This window comes from Serratia sp. CY37869 (assembly GCF_052168895.1).
GTDB classification, from domain to species: Bacteria; Pseudomonadota; Gammaproteobacteria; order Enterobacterales; family Enterobacteriaceae; genus Serratia; species Serratia ureilytica.
The window spans coordinates 1005768-1020817 of the sequence record NZ_JBJNLU010000001.1 but is presented as its reverse complement, the minus strand read 5'-3'; the positions used below and the strand labels follow the sequence as shown (position 1 = coordinate 1020817).

At 59.6% G+C, this 15050-nt stretch carries 16 protein-coding genes; 12 read left to right on the top strand and 4 right to left on the bottom strand.

Going from position 1 to position 15050, the window contains the following annotated elements; genetic code table 11:
* Positions 1-25 precede the first annotated feature (25 nt).
* Positions 26-1093 (bottom strand): flagellin FliC, encoded by a 1068-nt coding sequence (locus ACJ8J1_RS04910; protein WP_033643502.1) that lies wholly within the window; start codon positions 1091-1093, stop codon positions 26-28.
* 281 nt (positions 1094-1374) lie between these two features.
* Between ACJ8J1_RS04910 and fliD the strand changes: the two genes are divergently transcribed.
* From fliD to ACJ8J1_RS04890, 4 genes are all read left to right on the top strand, one after another.
* Positions 1375-2775 carry a flagellar filament capping protein FliD gene (gene fliD, locus ACJ8J1_RS04905; protein ID WP_033643503.1) on the top strand — a complete coding sequence of 467 codons (1401 nt, stop codon included), beginning with the start codon at positions 1375-1377 and terminating at the stop codon, positions 2773-2775.
* A gap of 26 nt (positions 2776-2801) precedes the next feature.
* Entirely contained in the window at positions 2802-3212 is a 411-nt protein-coding gene (gene fliS / locus ACJ8J1_RS04900) for a flagellar export chaperone FliS (protein WP_004934758.1), read from the top strand.
* The gene (gene fliT, locus ACJ8J1_RS04895) at positions 3212-3580 is read left to right on the top strand and encodes a flagella biosynthesis regulatory protein FliT (RefSeq protein WP_033643504.1); all 369 of its coding nucleotides are present in this window, start codon (positions 3212-3214) and stop codon (positions 3578-3580) included. The genes fliS and fliT overlap by 1 nt, the downstream gene beginning before the upstream one ends.
* A 308-nt stretch (positions 3581-3888) precedes the next feature.
* A complete protein-coding gene (locus ACJ8J1_RS04890) occupies positions 3889-4749 on the top strand; it encodes a helix-turn-helix transcriptional regulator (protein ID WP_033643505.1) in 861 nt (286 codons plus the stop codon).
* Between the two features lie 476 nt (positions 4750-5225).
* Here the strand turns inward: ACJ8J1_RS04890 and ACJ8J1_RS04885 are convergent, their stop codons facing one another.
* Positions 5226-6155 carry a LysR family transcriptional regulator gene (locus ACJ8J1_RS04885; protein WP_033643506.1) on the bottom strand — a complete coding sequence of 310 codons (930 nt, stop codon included), beginning with the start codon at positions 6153-6155 and terminating at the stop codon, positions 5226-5228.
* A 129-nt stretch (positions 6156-6284) separates the two neighbouring features.
* Here ACJ8J1_RS04885 and ACJ8J1_RS04880 point away from each other — a divergent pair, with 129 nt between their 5' ends.
* Positions 6285-6884, top strand: coding sequence for an FMN-dependent NADH-azoreductase (locus ACJ8J1_RS04880; RefSeq protein ID WP_033643507.1), 600 nt, complete (start codon positions 6285-6287; stop codon positions 6882-6884).
* A 168-nt stretch (positions 6885-7052) separates the two neighbouring features.
* Here the strand turns inward: ACJ8J1_RS04880 and ACJ8J1_RS04875 are convergent, their stop codons facing one another.
* Positions 7053-7253 (bottom strand): hypothetical protein, encoded by a 201-nt coding sequence (locus ACJ8J1_RS04875; protein ID WP_033643508.1) that lies wholly within the window; start codon positions 7251-7253, stop codon positions 7053-7055.
* 79 nt (positions 7254-7332) lie between these two features.
* Positions 7333-7647: a flagellar hook-basal body complex protein FliE gene (fliE, locus tag ACJ8J1_RS04870; protein WP_033643509.1), complete on the bottom strand. Its 315-nt coding sequence runs from the start codon at positions 7645-7647 to the stop codon at positions 7333-7335.
* Positions 7648-7962: 315 nt separating this feature from the next.
* On the opposite strand from fliE, the gene fliF reads away from it, so the two are divergent.
* The 7 genes from fliF (at position 7963) to fliL (ending at position 15048) form a co-directional block, all read left to right on the top strand.
* Positions 7963-9657 carry a flagellar basal-body MS-ring/collar protein FliF gene (gene fliF / locus ACJ8J1_RS04865; RefSeq protein ID WP_033643510.1) on the top strand — a complete coding sequence of 565 codons (1695 nt, stop codon included), beginning with the start codon at positions 7963-7965 and terminating at the stop codon, positions 9655-9657.
* A complete protein-coding gene (fliG, locus tag ACJ8J1_RS04860) occupies positions 9654-10646 on the top strand; it encodes a flagellar motor switch protein FliG (protein WP_004934775.1) in 993 nt (330 codons plus the stop codon). Before fliF ends, fliG begins: the two co-directional genes overlap by 4 nt.
* Positions 10639-11343 carry a flagellar assembly protein FliH gene (gene fliH / locus ACJ8J1_RS04855; RefSeq protein ID WP_033643511.1) on the top strand — a complete coding sequence of 235 codons (705 nt, stop codon included), beginning with the start codon at positions 10639-10641 and terminating at the stop codon, positions 11341-11343. Before fliG ends, fliH begins: the two co-directional genes overlap by 8 nt.
* Positions 11343-12704, top strand: a complete 1362-nt coding sequence (fliI, locus tag ACJ8J1_RS04850; RefSeq protein WP_033643512.1) for a flagellar protein export ATPase FliI — start codon at positions 11343-11345, stop codon at positions 12702-12704. Before fliH ends, fliI begins: the two co-directional genes overlap by 1 nt.
* A gap of 20 nt (positions 12705-12724) precedes the next feature.
* Positions 12725-13171, top strand: coding sequence for a flagellar export protein FliJ (gene fliJ, locus ACJ8J1_RS04845; protein WP_033643513.1), 447 nt, complete (start codon positions 12725-12727; stop codon positions 13169-13171).
* Positions 13168-14397 carry a flagellar hook-length control protein FliK gene (locus tag ACJ8J1_RS04840; RefSeq protein WP_033643514.1) on the top strand — a complete coding sequence of 410 codons (1230 nt, stop codon included), beginning with the start codon at positions 13168-13170 and terminating at the stop codon, positions 14395-14397. Before fliJ ends, ACJ8J1_RS04840 begins: the two co-directional genes overlap by 4 nt.
* A gap of 165 nt (positions 14398-14562) precedes the next feature.
* Complete coding sequence (gene fliL / locus ACJ8J1_RS04835; RefSeq protein ID WP_033643515.1) at positions 14563-15048, top strand: flagellar basal body-associated protein FliL; 486 nt, start codon at positions 14563-14565, stop codon at positions 15046-15048.
* The last annotated feature ends 2 nt before the right edge of the window (positions 15049-15050 follow it).

The following is a 15050-nucleotide window of genomic DNA, read 5'->3' as shown; positions in this document are numbered from 1 at the left end:
TGCGACAGTTAATCGGGAGAGACGATTAACGCAGCAGGGACAGAACGTTCTGAGTAGACTGGTTAGCCTGTGCCAGAACAGAGGTGCCAGCCTGTTGCAGGATGTTGGCACGGCTCATGTTGGACACTTCGGTCGCGTAGTCAGCATCCTGAATACGGGACTGAGAAGCGGACAGGTTGTTCACGGTGCTGTTCAGGTTGTTGATAACAGAATCGAAACGGTTCTGTACCGCACCCAGAGAAGAACGCAGGCCGTCAACCTGTGCCAGCGCTTTGTCCAGGGTTGCCAGTGGATCTTTAACGTCAGTAACGTCAGCACCCTTGGTTACAACGCCTTTGTCGTCGATTTTCGCAGTAGCGTAGGTTTTTGCGCCAGTCGCTGCATCAGTAGTCTGAATGTAGTAACCTTCTTTACCGTCTTTGTCTTTACCGGAAACCAGAGTCGCTTTCTCTAAAGCGCCACCAGTTTTGGAAGATTCAGCCAGGTCGAAAGCAACATCTTTACCGGTGTCATCTTTAACCATGGCTTTATCGGCAATTGCAGAGCCAATTTTGGTGCCTTTTTCGGTTACATCGAAACCAGTCAGACCCAGTTTGCCAGAATCGATCTTCTGCAGGTCGATATCGATGGTTTCACCGTCGTTAGCGCCAACCTGGATAGTCAGTTTCTGATCGCTGCTCAGCACTTTCACGCCGTTGAAGTCAGTCTGCTCGGAGATACGGTTGATTTCCGACATGCGCTGAGTGATTTCGTCCTGGATGGATTTCAGGTCGCTGGTGGAGTTAGAACCGTTCTGCGCCTGTACGGTCAGACGACGGATGTTCTGCAGGTTGTCGTTAACTTCGTTCAGTGCGCCTTCAGTGGTCTGCGCCAGAGAGATACCGTCGTTGGCGTTACGGGAAGCCTGAGTCAGGCCTTTGATGTTAGCGGTGAAACGGTTGGAGATCGCCTGACCCGCAGCATCGTCTTTCGCGCTGTTGATACGCAGACCGGAAGACAGACGCTCAATCGCAGTGCCCAGAGAAGACTGAGATTTGTTCAGGTTGTTCTGCGCCATCAGAGACAGGCTGTTAGTGTTGATTACTTGTGCCATTGTTTGCTTTCCTTACGAGTCAGTTGCGTTCTTCGCAACACAGTTAAAAGGTTCGGGCTTGTTTGCCCACGGCGTCAACCACCGTCCCCTCAGGTATCGGCCCTCCCCTAACAACCTTTAGAATTTTTTTAATTTTTTTTGCGTCCGCCGCAATGGCGGAAATAACGCGGTTTTTCCCTCTTCTATTGCGCCATCGGTTTTTTGTTTTTTTCGGTAAACTTTTTCATCACTGGGCCGATAACGCGTAAAGCGAATAAAGTCATAATCAAGGAGAATTACCCATGGCAACGATCAGTTCATTAGGTCTCGGCTCAGGACTCGACCTCAATGGCCTGCTGGACAAGCTGACTAAAGCGGAACAACAGCGCCTGACCCCTTACACCACCAAACAATCCAGCTATAAAGCCCAGTTGACCGGTTACGGCACGCTGAAGGGCGCGTTGGAAAAATTCGACAACCTCAGCAAAGAGATGGCGAAAGAGGACTTCTTCAAGGCCACCACCGCCACCGAACATGACGCCTTCAAGATCACCACCAACGCCAAGGCGGTGCCGGGCAACTATGTGGTGGAAGTGAAGAACCTGGCGCAGGCGCAAACCCTGACCACTCAGGCGAAAGTCAGCGACCAGGGCGAAAAATTAGGTAAAGAAGGCATCACCAACCGCTCTCTGACCATCACCGCCGGCAACCCGCCGAAAGAAACCAAAATCCCGCTCAGCGACGATCAAACCTCGCTGGTTGAGATGCGCGACGCCATCAACGGCGCCAAGGCCGGCGTCACCGCCAGCATCATGCGCGTCGGCGACAACGACTACCAGCTGGCGATCAGCTCTTCCACCACCGGCGAAAACAACAAGATCTCCCTCCAGGTCGACAATGACGACAAACTGGGCGATATCCTGAACTACAACGCCACCCGCGGCACCACCACCGCCATGAAGCAGACGGTCGCGCCGCAGGACGCGGAGCTGATGGTGAACGGCACGGCCATCAAACGCAGCACCAACTCGATCAGCGATGCCCTGCAGGGCGTCACCATCGATCTGAAAACCAAAACCAAAACCGATGAACCGCAACACCTGGTGATCAGCACCAACACCGCCGGCACCACCGACAAGATCAAAGAGTGGGTCGACAGCTATAACTCGCTGCTGGACACCTTCAACTCGCTGTCCAAGTTCACCCCGGTGAAAACCGGCGAAGCGCCAAACCCAACCAACGGCCCGCTGCTGGGCGACAACACCCTGCGCGGCATTCAGTCGTCGATCAAAAGCGCGCTGAGCGCCGCCCAGGACAACCCGGAGTTGAAAGGCCTGGGCAACCTCGGCATTTCCACCAACACCAAAACCGGCAAGTTGGAAATCGACAGCGCCAAGCTGAAGAAAGCGATGGATGAGAAGCCGGATCAGGTCAGCAACTTCTTCGTCGGTAACGGCAAAGACACCGGCATGGCCACCGAGATCCACAACGAGATCCAGAGCTACATCAAATCCGGCGGCATCATCGAGAACTCGACCAAAAGCATCAACACTAACCTCGATCGCCTGAACAGCCAGATCACCACGGTCACGGCCAGCATTCAAAACACCATCGATCGTTATAAACAACAGTTCGTTCAGCTGGATACCATGATGTCGAAAATGAACGGCACCAGTAACTATTTGGCTCAACAGTTCAAGTAACCCTTTAACAAGGCAAAGAAAACAGCATGTATAACCGTAGCGGCACTCAGGCCTATGCACAGGTCAGTCTGGAAAGCGGCGCCATGAGCGCCAGCCCGCACCAGTTAATCGTGATGTTGTTCGACGGGGCGCTCAGCGCCCTGCTTCGCGCACGCATCCTGATGAACCAGGGCGATATCGCCGGCAAAGGCATGGCGCTCTCCAAAGCCATCAACATCATCGACAACGGCCTGAAAAGCGGCCTCGATCCTCAGCAGGGCGGCGAGATCGCCGAAAACCTGGCGGCGTTATACGACTATATGAAGCGTCGCCTGATGCAGGCCAATCTGCACAACGACGAAGCGGCGATTGCCGAGGTGGTCAAACTGCTGGAAAACATCGCCGACGCCTGGCGCCAGATCGGCCCCAACTACCAACCTTCGCAGGACGCCGTGTAATGGAACGTCAACAGCAGCTGTTAGCCGCTTATCAACAAATTTACACCCTGAGCAGCCAAATGATCGCGCTGGCGCAAACCGGGCGCTGGGAAGAGCTCGTCGAGCTTGAGTTCGCCTACGTGACGGCGGTGGAAAAAACCGCCGCCTTTACCGGGCAAGCCGGCCCGTCCATGGCGTTGCAGGAGATGTTGCGCAATAAGCTGCAACAGATCCTCGACAACGAAACCGAGCTCAAACGTCTGTTGCAGCAACGGATGGATGAGCTGAAAACGCTTATTGAACAGTCAACGCGCCAAAACGTGGTCAACAACACCTACGGCCAGTTTCATGACCGCGCGCTGCTGCTGGGAGAGCCACAGGTCCGATAAGATCGACAATACTGACGAAAATGGATTAAATAGCACTATGCGCTATTACCCTCGGGTTACGTTAGGATATTAATCTATGGCATTTGAATTATTCAGTTTATGGGTAATTGGTAAAATGCGCGCTTCGAGCCTGGCTCTCACTTTAATGGATAAACATCATCCCGACACGGACGTTTTCTGTTCATCAGGAAATTGATTTTTGATAGATAAAACTCGCCGCTGTGTTTCACGGCCCATGGAAAAATGTTGCTCCAGCGCGGATCAAAGCGTAAAGATATTCCCAGATAATGGCTGCGAAATGAATATCGATGGAACGTACAATTAATCTCTGTCCTGGAATTGGCGCCTCAGCGCACATCATTCAGTATACTGAATTATTATTCCCTTCAGTCTATTTTGAGCAACCACATCTGTATCTGATACAACAAGGCCATAAGCGCGTACGCTGGCAACAACACGAAGTGGTCGCTCATCCCGGCGAGCTGTTGATTATCGACGGCGGGCAAACGGTGGACATTATTAACGGCCCGTCCGAAGACGGCGTATTCAGTTGCCAACTGCTGACCTGCGATCCCCTGTTGCTCACCGTCCAACCTCCGGCCGAGGAAACGCCGGCGGCGATGCCGTTCGATGCCGTCCTGGCGCTGCGCAATCTGCCCTGCGCCCTAAAGCACAGTTTTGAAACCACCGGCCTGGCGCTGACGCTGCGGCAACGCTTTCCCACCATCATCGTGCGGCACAAAATGCTGGAAATTCTGCTGTGGCTGGCCCAATTCGGCATTCGCTTTATTCACAACGAAGCCAAGGATCTGACGCAGCGGGTGCGTCGCTGCCTCGCGACCGATCCGCACAGCATTTGGACGGCGGCCAAAGTCGCGGAGAGCCTGTCGATGAGTGAGGTGATGTTGCGCCGCAAACTGTCGATGGAAAACACCGCGTTGCGCAACCTGATGATCGACGTCCGGATGAGCAGCGCGCTGGCCCTGCTGCAATCGACCGACTGGCCGATTTCCGCCATCGCGCAGCATGTGGGTTATGAAAGCGCGTCGCGTTTCGCCGAACGTTTTCGCAAACGCTTCGGTTTCGCGCCTACCGCCATTCGCGGCCACCAAAGGATTATGGAACCCGGCTCTCAGGGCGTTGAGGCGATGGTCGCCGGAGAAACATAAATAGACGCGCAACAAAATGGCTTTATTTAACACAAGTCCCTAACGGTTGTAACAACGCTGAGATACGCTAAGCCACGTCTATCCGCCGAAAGCGAATTAAACGATGCGCAATGAAAAGCGATTATTTTCTCTGGCAATAATGTTGTTGGGGCTGTGGCTGCTAGCCTTACTGTATGAAGAAGACATGATGCGTTTACTGGCCGCACAATAAAACGGCCAGGTTTTTTATCGCCTGGTCAGACTTCAATCCAGTTTGACCAACACGCCAATTAACGTGACTAACACCGCCAGCATTAAAATACTGATCAGGCGCCATCTGGATTCGCTTTTACTGCTCATTGACCTGCCTCGAATAATAACCCTACTAATAAGGCCATAATAAACGCTCACCGGCACATTCAATAAGCCTGACAGCACAATGTTCGCCCCTCTATTCGGGACATTGCCCCCATTTCCTGTCGGTTGCGACGCGGTGATTACCGCTGCGATAACGGCGGCGGCACAAGCGCCAATTTTGCGGGCAGCTCAGCCACCAGTTTGTCCACCGCCAGCCGCACCTTGAGCGGCTGGTAAGGCATATAGGGCCACACCACGTTGACCGGGAAACTGAGGTTGGACTCACCGCGCATGATCTCCACCAACGTCCCCGCCATCAGCCGCTCGCGCACCAGCCACTCCGGCAGCCAGGCAATGCCGGCGCCGGCGGATATCGCATCGACGATCCCCTGCATATCATCCATCATCATCTTGGCCGGGGGGCTGAATGATTGCAGCTCACCGTTTTCGCCACGCAGCTGCCACGGCAGCACGGCGCCGGCGTGCAGATACCCCACCGCCTGATGCCGGCTTAACGCTACCACCGTGCTCGGCTCGCCGCAGCGCCGCACGTAGTCGGGCGACGCGCACAGGAGCATGCCATGTTCGCCCAGACGTCGGGCAACCAAACTGCCGCTGTCCGCCAGTTCGCCGATACGCACTGCCAGATCGAATCCCTCGTCGACGAGATCGATCCTGCGGTCGCTGAATGAGATTTCCAGCGTCAGTAACGGATGCTCATTCGCCAGCGCCGTCAACAAGGGCGCAATGCACAGGTGGCCGAACAGCACCGGCACCGAGACTCTGAGCCGGCCGCTGACCTGCATCTTGCCGCTGTCGAGCTGATTTTCCGCCGCCTGAACGTTCGCCAATGCCTGTCGACAGTGTTCATAGTACAGCGCGCCTTCGTCCGTCAGGCTCAGGCTGCGCGTCGTGCGCATAAACAGCATCACGCCCAGCCGTGCCTCCAGACGCGACACGATTTTGCTGACCGCAGAACGCGTCAGATGCAGTTTCTCTGCGGCGGCGGCGAAACTGCCGCCTTCCGCTACGGCAACAAAGGCCGGCAGCGCACTCAGATCGCTTTTCATCTTAATGTTGCCAATATGGAATCAATTAGGTGAAAACCTATCACCACTGGTGAACCTTAAGCAATGATAACCTGCAGTCATTCCGGAGTCTCCGGTGAAAACCACAGATTACCGTCAGAGGACAGCAGCATGAAAAAAATACTGGCTCTCAGATCCAGCATTATGGGAAATGACTCGCAGACCAATAACCTGATTGACCGCTATCTGGCGGCGCGCAAAGCGAAAGGATACGACGATCGGATCGTCGAACACGATCTGACGGCGCTGGATCTGCCGGTGTTGGACGGCGAGCTGTTCAGCGCGCTGCGCGGCGCGGAAAATGTCAGCCCGCGCGCCAAAGCCACGGTGGCGCTCTCCGATCAACTGATTGCCGAACTGAAAGAGAGCGACCTGTTGCTGATCGGGGCGCCGATGTACAACCTCAACGTGCCGACTCAGCTGAAAAACTGGTTCGATCTGGTGGCCCGCGCCCGGATGACCTTCAACTATACCGCCACCTACCCGGTGGGGCTGGTGGAAGGCGTCAATGCGGTGGTCTTCAGTTCACGCGGCGGCATGCACGCCGGGCATCCGACCGACGCCGTAACGCCCTACCTGCGCTCGGTGCTGGGGCTGATGGGGATCGGCGACGTGCAATTCATCTATGCCGAAGGGCTGGACATGAAGCCGCACGGCCGCGACCAGGGGCTGGCAAGCGCCCACCAGCGCATCGTGGCGTTAGCAGGCTGAGGCAAACGCACGGCAGCATTGATTTGTTATAACATAACAAATATGATGTTCGCGTTGACGCACCTCGAACGTGCGTCGGCGCTCCTACATCACATAAATGTTTTATCGCACCTTCAGCCAGCTATTTCGATAGCTGGCTTTTTTTGTCCATCGACTGGCGTCACGGCTTCAGTATTGCCGGGCGGCGCGTTTCATTTCACGCTCGCCGGGCGACTGTGTCTTCACCGACAGCGGCGCGACAAACGCCTTCCACTCTTTGCCGGCATCCTGATGAGGCGCCGTTTTTTGCGCCGATGGATACTCATCATTCTGGCCGGCGCATCCAGACAACGCCATCATGGCCAGAGCAAGGCACAGCGATTTACACATTATCCTATCCCTCCTATAACCATCGCCATAGGCTAACGGCGCCGAGCCAAATTTCACTGAAAAATGGACGGTACGTTCATCACACCGGCATATTCATGATGTCCTGGTAGGCCGCCACCAGCTTGTTGCGCACCTGGACGCCCAGTTGCAAAGACACCGACGATTTCTGCAGATCGACCATCACATCGTTCAGGCTGATGCCCGGCACGCCCAGCTCAAAGTCCTGCGCCTGTTTGCGCGCCGTCTGCTGGGTGTCGCTGATCTTGCCGAGCGCCGCGGTCAGTTCGCTGGCGAAGCTGACGCCCTGCGGCGCCGCATTTTGCCCCATCTTGCCGGCCTGAACCGCCATGGTCTGCATCTGCTGCAGTACCCCTTCAATGCCCTGAATCGCCATCTGGTCCTCAATCCTCTCGTCTCGCCGGGTGACGTTTTCACCCTGTACTTCTCCAATGATGCACACCCTAGCACAGCGTTTTCGGACCTAAAGCGGTTAATTAACTGCAAAAAACCCGGCTTATCGGGCAATCGGAATTGTCTGATAAGGCGAATAATGGCCTGCCCAGAAATGGGAGCGCCGCTATTTAGAAGATATGTGTATCAGGGAGTCTGTTTTGTCACACAACGCTAACCATACCGTTCATCAGCCTGGCAGGGAGCTGCTCAGCGGCCCGTACGGGATCGTGAGCGCCATTGAAGGACGAGACCTAAAATGAGTGCTTCGATAACCGCCGGCGAAAGCCGCGACAACGGCCTGCAGGCCATCTGGAACCGTCTGCGCGCCAATCCGAAAATTCCGTTGCTGGTCGCCGCTTCCGCCGCGATCGCGATCGTCGTCGCACTGCTGTTGTGGGTGAAAAGCCCCGACTACCGCGTGCTGTACAGCAATCTGAACGACCGCGACGGTGGCGCCATCGTCACCCAGCTGACGCAGATGAATATCCCTTATCGCTTCGCCGAAAATGGCGCAGCGCTGCTGATCCCGGCGGAAAAAGTGCATGAAACCCGTTTGCGCCTCGCGCAGCAGGGGCTGCCGAAAGGCGGCGCCGTCGGCTTCGAACTGCTGGATCAGGAAAAATTCGGCATCAGCCAGTTCAGCGAGCAGATTAACTATCAGCGCGCCCTCGAGGGCGAGCTGTCGCGCACTATCGAGTCGCTGGGGCCGGTGCAAAACGCCCGCGTTCACCTGGCGCTGCCTAAACCTTCGCTGTTCGTGCGCGAACAAAAATCCCCTTCCGCCTCGGTAACGCTGACCCTGCAACCCGGCCGTGCGCTGGACGACGGCCAGATCAACGCCATCGTTTATATGGTGTCGAGCAGCGTCGCCGGTCTGCCGCCGGGCAACGTGACCGTGGTCGATCAGGCCGGCCGCCTGCTGACCCAGTCCGACGGCACCGGGCGCGATCTCAATGCTTCGCAGCTGAAATACGCCAACGAAGTCGAAAACGGCTTCCAGCGCCGCATCGAAGCGATCCTCGCCCCGGTGGTCGGCAGCGCCAACGTGCGTGCGCAGGTCACGGCGCAGATCGACTTCGCCACGCGCGAACAAACCGATGAACAGTACCAACCTAACCAGCAGCCGGATAAAGCCGCCATCCGCTCACAGCAAACCAGCCTGAGCGAGCAGATCGGCGGGCCGCAGGTCGGCGGCGTGCCGGGCGCGCTGTCCAACCAACCGAGCGCTCCGCCTACGGCGCCGATTGAAACCGCCAAGCCGGCGGCGGGCAATAACGCCAACGCCACCGCGCAAAACGCCGCGACCACCCGCAGCGCGGCGGCCAGCGGCGTGCCGCAAAATACCCGTCGCGACGCGACCACCAACTACGAGCTCGATCGCACCATCCGCCATACCCAGCAAAAAGCCGGCACCGTGCAGCGTCTGTCGGTCGCCGTGGTGGTCAACTACCTCGGCGCGGATAAAGACGGCAAACCGCAGCCGATGAACAAAGAACAGCTGGCGCAGATCGAAGCGCTGGTGCGTGAAGCGATGGGCTACTCCAGCAGCCGTGGCGATACCCTGAACGTGGTCAACACGCCGTTTACCGACGCTCAGGTGACCGGTGGCGAACTGCCGTTCTGGCAAAGCCAGTCGTTTATCGATCGCCTGATCGACGCGGGCCGCTATCTGCTGGTGCTGCTGGTTGCCTGGCTGCTGTGGCGCAAACTGGTGCGGCCGCAGCTGCAACAGCGCCAGGCGGCGCAACAGGCCGCCATCGCCGCCGCCAACGCGCCTGCCGCCAAAGCGGTCGACAGCAGCAAACCGAGCAACGAGGAGCTGGCGCAGCATCGTAAATCGCAGCAGCGCGTCAGCGCAGAAGTCCAGAGCCAGCGGATCCGCGATCTGGCTGACAAAGACCCGCGCGTGGTCGCTCTGGTAATCCGCCAATGGATGAGTAACGAGATATGAGCCTGACCGGAACCGACAAAAGCGCCATCTTGCTGATGACGCTGGGTGAAGATCGCGCGGCGGAGGTGTTCAAGCACCTCTCCTCGCGCGAAGTACAGCTGCTGAGCGGCACCATGGCCGGCATGAGCCAGGTGTCGCACAAACAGCTCGGCGAAATACTGACCGAGTTTGAAGACGACGCCGAGCAATACGCGGCGCTGAGCGTCAACGCCAGCGACTATCTGCGTTCGGTGCTGGTCAAGGCGCTGGGCGAAGAGCGCGCCGCCAGCCTGTTGGAAGACATTCTCGAATCGCGCGAGACCACCACCGGCATGGAAACGCTCAACTTTATGGAGCCGCAGAGCGCCGCCGATCTGATCCGCGACGAACACCCGCAGATCATCGCCACCATTCTGGTGCACCTCAAACGCGGCCAGGCGGCGGATATTCTGGCCCTGTTCGACGAACGCCTGCGCAACGACGTGATGCTGCGTATCGCCACCTTCGGCGGCGTGCAGCCGGCGGCGTTGGCGGAGCTGACCGAGGTGCTGAACAACCTGCTCGACGGTCAGAACCTCAAACGCAGCAAAATGGGCGGGGTGCGCACCGCCGCCGAGATCATCAACCTGATGAAAACCCAGCAGGAAGAAGCGGTCATCGACGCGATGCGCGAATACGACGGCGAGCTGGCGCAGAAGATCATCGACGAGATGTTCCTGTTCGAAAACCTGGTGGAAGTCGACGATCGCAGCATCCAGCGCCTGCTGCAAGAAGTGGAAGGCGAGTCGCTGCTGATCGCGCTGAAAGGCGCCGAACAGCCGCTGCGCGAGAAGTTCCTCAAGAACATGTCGCAACGCGCCGCCGACATCCTGCGCGACGATCTGGCCAACCGTGGCCCGGTGCGCATGTCGCAGGTGGAGAACGAGCAGAAAGCCATCCTGTTGGTGGTGAGACGCCTGGCGGAAACCGGCGAAATGATCATCGGCGGCGGCGAGGACACCTATGTCTGATCGCATTAACACCCTGCCCTGGCAGCCCTGGTCGCTCAACGATTTGGGCGAACAGAAACCGGCGTTCGAACTGCCGCCGCTGCCGGATCTCGAACACAGCGATCCGTCGCCGGACGCGCAGGCCGAATTGCAACAGCAGTTGGCGACGCTGCGGCTGCAGGCCGAGCAACAGGGCCAGCAGTTGGGCTATGCCGACGGCCAGCAAAAAGGCTATGAGGCCGGCTTTCAATCCGGTCTGGAAGAAGGCCGTCAGCAAGGGCTGCTGGAAGCGCAGCAGCAGCAACAGCCGCTGACCGCCCACTGGCAGCAGTTGGTCACCGAATTCCAGCACACGCTGGACGCGCTCGACAGCGTGATCGCTTCCCGGCTGATGCAGCTGGCGTTGACCGCCGCCAAACAGGTGCTGGGCCAACCGCCGGTGTGCGACGGCACCGCCCTGCTCGCGCAAATCCAACAGCTGATCCAGCAGGAGCCGATGTTCAACGGCAAACCGCAGCTGCGGGTCCACCCGGACGACTACCCCCGCGTCGAGCAACAACTGGGGGTTACCCTCAGCCTGCACGGCTGGCGCCTGCTGGCGGACGGCGAACTGCACCCGGGCGGCTGCAAGGTCAGCGCCGAAGAAGGCGATCTCGACGCCAGTCTGGCGACGCGCTGGCATGAACTGTGTCGCCTGGCGGCACCGGGAGAAGTCTGATGACCGCGCGTCTCGGCCGCTGGCTGAGCTCTCTGGATACGTTGGAAAAACGCATCGCCCGCGCGCCGACGGTGCGCCGCTACGGCCGCCTGACCCGCGCCACCGGGCTGGTGCTGGAGGCCACCGGGCTGCAGCTGCCGCTCGGGGCGACCTGCCTCATCGAACGGCACGACGCCGGTGAAGTGCAGGAAGTGGAAAGCGAAGTGGTCGGCTTCAACGGCCAGCGGCTGTTCCTGATGCCGCTGGAAGAAGTGGAAGGCATCGTGCCGGGCGCGCGGGTTTACGCCCGCATCGCGCCGGAAGGCCAAAGCGCCGGCAAGCAGCTGCCGCTCGGCCCGGCGCTGCTGGGGCGCGTGCTGGACGGCAGCGCCAAACCGCTCGACGGCCTGCCATCGCCGGAAACCGGTTACCGCGCGCCGCTGATCACCGCGCCGTTCAACCCGTTGCAGCGCACGCCGATCGAGCAGGTGCTGGACGTGGGAGTGCGCACCATCAACGGTCTGCTGACCGTCGGTCGCGGCCAGCGCATGGGCCTGTTCGCCGGTTCCGGCGTCGGCAAGAGCGTGCTGCTCGGCATGATGGCCCGTTATACCCAGGCGGATGTGATCGTCGTTGGCCTGATCGGCGAGCGTGGCCGCGAGGTCAAAGACTTTATCGAGAACATTCTCGGCGCCGAAGGCCGGGCGCGCTCGGTGGTGATCGCCGCGCCGGCGGACGTGTCGCCGCTGCTGCGCATGCAGGGGGCGGCCTACGCCACCCGCATCGCCGAGGATTTCCGCGATCGCGGGCAGCACGTGTTGCTGATCATGGATTCCCTCACCCGCTACGCCATGGCGCAGCGTGAGATAGCCCTGGCTATCGGCGAACCGCCGGCGACCAAAGGTTATCCGCCTTCGGTCTTCGCCAAACTGCCTGCGCTGGTGGAACGCGCGGGCAACGGCATCAGCGGCGGCGGTTCCATCACCGCCTTCTACACCGTGTTGACCGAGGGGGACGATCAGCAAGACCCGATCGCCGACTCGGCGCGCGCCATCCTCGATGGCCACGTGGTGCTGTCCCGACGCCTGGCGGAGGCCGGCCACTACCCGGCTATCGACATCGAAGCGTCAATCAGCCGCGCCATGACGTCGCTGATCGACGAGGAGCATTATCGCCGGGTTCGCACCTTCAAACAGATGCTGGCCAGCTATCAGCGCAACCGCGATCTGATCAGCGTCGGCGCCTACGCGGCCGGCAGCGATCCGTTGCTGGACAAAGCGATGACGCTGTACCCGCAGATGGAGGCGTACCTGCAACAGGGCATCTTTGAACGCTGCGGCTATGATGAAGCCTGTCAACAGCTGCAGCAGTTGATTGTTTAACGTCACAGAGGCGCAGAGCGATGAAATCACAGTCACCCCTGATTACCCTGCGCGATCTGGCGCAGGACGCGGTGGAACAAGCCGCGCAACAGCTGGGCCAGGTTCGGCAGGCGCAGCAGGCGGCGGAGCAACAGCTGTCGATGCTGCTCAACTATCAGGACGAATACCGCCAGAAGCTGAATCATACGCTCTGCGACGGCATGGACAGCTCACGCTGGCAAAACTACCAGCAGTTTATCGGCACGCTGGAACAGGCCATCGACCAGCACCGCCAGCAGCTGCTGCAGTGGGGGCAGAAAGTGGATCATGCGGTGAAGCAATGGCAAGACAAACAACAGCGGTTGAACGCTTTCGAGACCCTGCATACCCGCGCCTTAAATGCGGAGCAGCAGCAGGAGAATAAACGGGATCAAAAACTGATGGATGAGTTCGCTCAACGCAGTGCACAAAGGAATATCAACCCATGAATCTGAACGCCCTGCCCGGCCTGGCCTTACCCGGCGATGCCGGCGGTCTGGCCGAACTGACGTCGGCGCTGGATGAGAGCCAGCTGTCTTCCGCTTTCGCCCAGCTGCTCGGCGCGCGTTTCGCGCCCGCCGCCGATGGCAAACAGCCGCCGGTCACGCTGAGCGCGGACGATGAACGCGCCCCGGCCCTGAGCCGCAACCAGCTCAATCAACTGCTGGCCGCCTTCGGCGAGCGCGGCGGTCTGCTGCAGAACCCGGCAATCTCAGCCGATGCGCTTTCATCTGAACGCCCCGAGACCGATGCGCCCGTCGCCGGCGATAAACCGGCGCAGCCGCCGATCGCCGCGGCCAAAGAGCTGGATGCCGCGACGCTGCAGGCGCTGTACGCCATGCTGCCGGCCGCGATCGTCGCCCAGACGCCACCGGCCGACGGCCAGCGGCCGCTGCCGGTGGAAAACGCTGACGATGCGACTGCGCTGCAGCCCGGCAACGGCCTGCTGAACATCGCGGCGGCCGGTGATAACACCGCCGCGCGCTCGTCGGCGTCAGCCGCCACGACGGTGACAAACGCTAAAACCCCGGCCCCGGACGGCGATAACGCCACGGCGGCGCTCCCGCAACCGACCAGCGGTGAGCGCGCAAGTGCCGCACAGCCGCTGCCGGCAGGCGATACGCAGCAGCAACCGACGCTCAACCACGCCGTGGCCCTGGCCGCCGCCAGCCCAACGCAAACGGCCGCACCGGCTAGCGCACTGGTGACCGCACCGCCGACGCCGCAGTTAAACGCGCAGTTGGGCAGCCCGGAATGGCAGCAGGCGTTGAACCAACAGGTGTTGATGTTCCACCGCAACGGCCAGCAAAGCGCCGAGTTGCGTCTGCATCCACAGGAGCTGGGCGCCTTGCAGATCACGTTGAAACTGGACGATCAGCAGGCGCAATTGCACATTGCCTCCGCCCACGGTCAGGTGCGCGCTGCGGTGGAAGCGGCGATGCCGCAGCTGCGTCACGCGCTGGCCGAGAGCGGCATCAACCTGGGGCAGAGCAGCGTGGGCGGCGAGTCCACCCCGCAATGGCAACAGGCGCAGCAGCAGGCTTCCAATGGCCAGGGGCGTTCCAGCTATGCTGAACACGCTGGCGGCGAGGCTGCGGCCGCCGAGGGCGTCAGCGCGCCGGTGGCGTTGCAGCGCATGGCCAGCGCGGTCAACGGCGTCGATATTTTCGCCTGAGCCGCTGCAAACGCCCAAGCTGGCACCCATTTGCGCGTCTATTCAGGCTATTGCACGCCGCGATAGACGCGATAATACCTTTACATGTCATGCGTGCGGCTTTGCCGCGCGCTATGCCCGCCGCCACGCAGGCCGCGGGTGGAACAACAGGAATTAGATTTGGCTATGTCTCAGAACTCCCTTCCGGCAGCACCGAAACGCCCCCTTCTGGTCATCCTGCTGGTATTGATCAGCGTCGTCGCCTGTGGCGCCGCGGGCTACAGCTGGTGGCTGCTGCAACAGCATAAAAACGGCGCCGAACCGGCCGCCGTCAAACAGCAACCGCCGGCCGCGCCGGTGTTCATGCCGCTCGACACCTTTACCGTCAACCTGGTGACGCCGGACAACAACCCGGATCGCGTGCTGTATATCGGCCTCACGCTGCGCCTGCCGGACGAAAGTACCCGCCGTCAGCTGAACGATTTTCTGCCGGAGGTGCGCAGCCGCTTGCTGATGCTGCTTTCCCGTCAGGAAGCGAGTCAGTTGGCCAATGAACAAGGGAAGCAACAGCTGGTGGCGCAGATTAAGGACGTGCTCAGCCCGCCGCTGGTTAAGGGACAACCGAAGCAGGTGGTCAGCGACGTGCTGTTCACCGCCTTCATACTGCGGTAATC

Coding starts and splice junctions, on each gene's coding strand:
- fliG (WP_004934775.1), top strand. CDS start 9,654: ATGAGCCTGACCGGAACCGACAAAAGCGCCATCTTGCTGATGACGCTG.
- fliJ (WP_033643513.1), top strand. CDS start 12,725: ATGAAATCACAGTCACCCCTGATTACCCTGCGCGATCTGGCGCAGGAC.
- fliE (WP_033643509.1), bottom strand. CDS start 7,647: ATGGCGATTCAGGGCATTGAAGGGGTACTGCAGCAGATGCAGACCATG.
- ACJ8J1_RS04890 (WP_033643505.1), top strand. CDS start 3,889: ATGGAACGTACAATTAATCTCTGTCCTGGAATTGGCGCCTCAGCGCAC.
- ACJ8J1_RS04910 (WP_033643502.1), bottom strand. CDS start 1,093: ATGGCACAAGTAATCAACACTAACAGCCTGTCTCTGATGGCGCAGAAC.
- ACJ8J1_RS04880 (WP_033643507.1), top strand. CDS start 6,285: ATGAAAAAAATACTGGCTCTCAGATCCAGCATTATGGGAAATGACTCG.
- fliL (WP_033643515.1), top strand. CDS start 14,563: ATGTCTCAGAACTCCCTTCCGGCAGCACCGAAACGCCCCCTTCTGGTC.
- ACJ8J1_RS04840 (WP_033643514.1), top strand. CDS start 13,168: ATGAATCTGAACGCCCTGCCCGGCCTGGCCTTACCCGGCGATGCCGGC.
- ACJ8J1_RS04875 (WP_033643508.1), bottom strand. CDS start 7,253: ATGTGTAAATCGCTGTGCCTTGCTCTGGCCATGATGGCGTTGTCTGGA.
- fliT (WP_033643504.1), top strand. CDS start 3,212: ATGGAACGTCAACAGCAGCTGTTAGCCGCTTATCAACAAATTTACACC.
- ACJ8J1_RS04885 (WP_033643506.1), bottom strand. CDS start 6,155: ATGAAAAGCGATCTGAGTGCGCTGCCGGCCTTTGTTGCCGTAGCGGAA.
- fliD (WP_033643503.1), top strand. CDS start 1,375: ATGGCAACGATCAGTTCATTAGGTCTCGGCTCAGGACTCGACCTCAAT.
- fliS (WP_004934758.1), top strand. CDS start 2,802: ATGTATAACCGTAGCGGCACTCAGGCCTATGCACAGGTCAGTCTGGAA.
- fliI (WP_033643512.1), top strand. CDS start 11,343: ATGACCGCGCGTCTCGGCCGCTGGCTGAGCTCTCTGGATACGTTGGAA.
- fliF (WP_033643510.1), top strand. CDS start 7,963: ATGAGTGCTTCGATAACCGCCGGCGAAAGCCGCGACAACGGCCTGCAG.
- fliH (WP_033643511.1), top strand. CDS start 10,639: ATGTCTGATCGCATTAACACCCTGCCCTGGCAGCCCTGGTCGCTCAAC.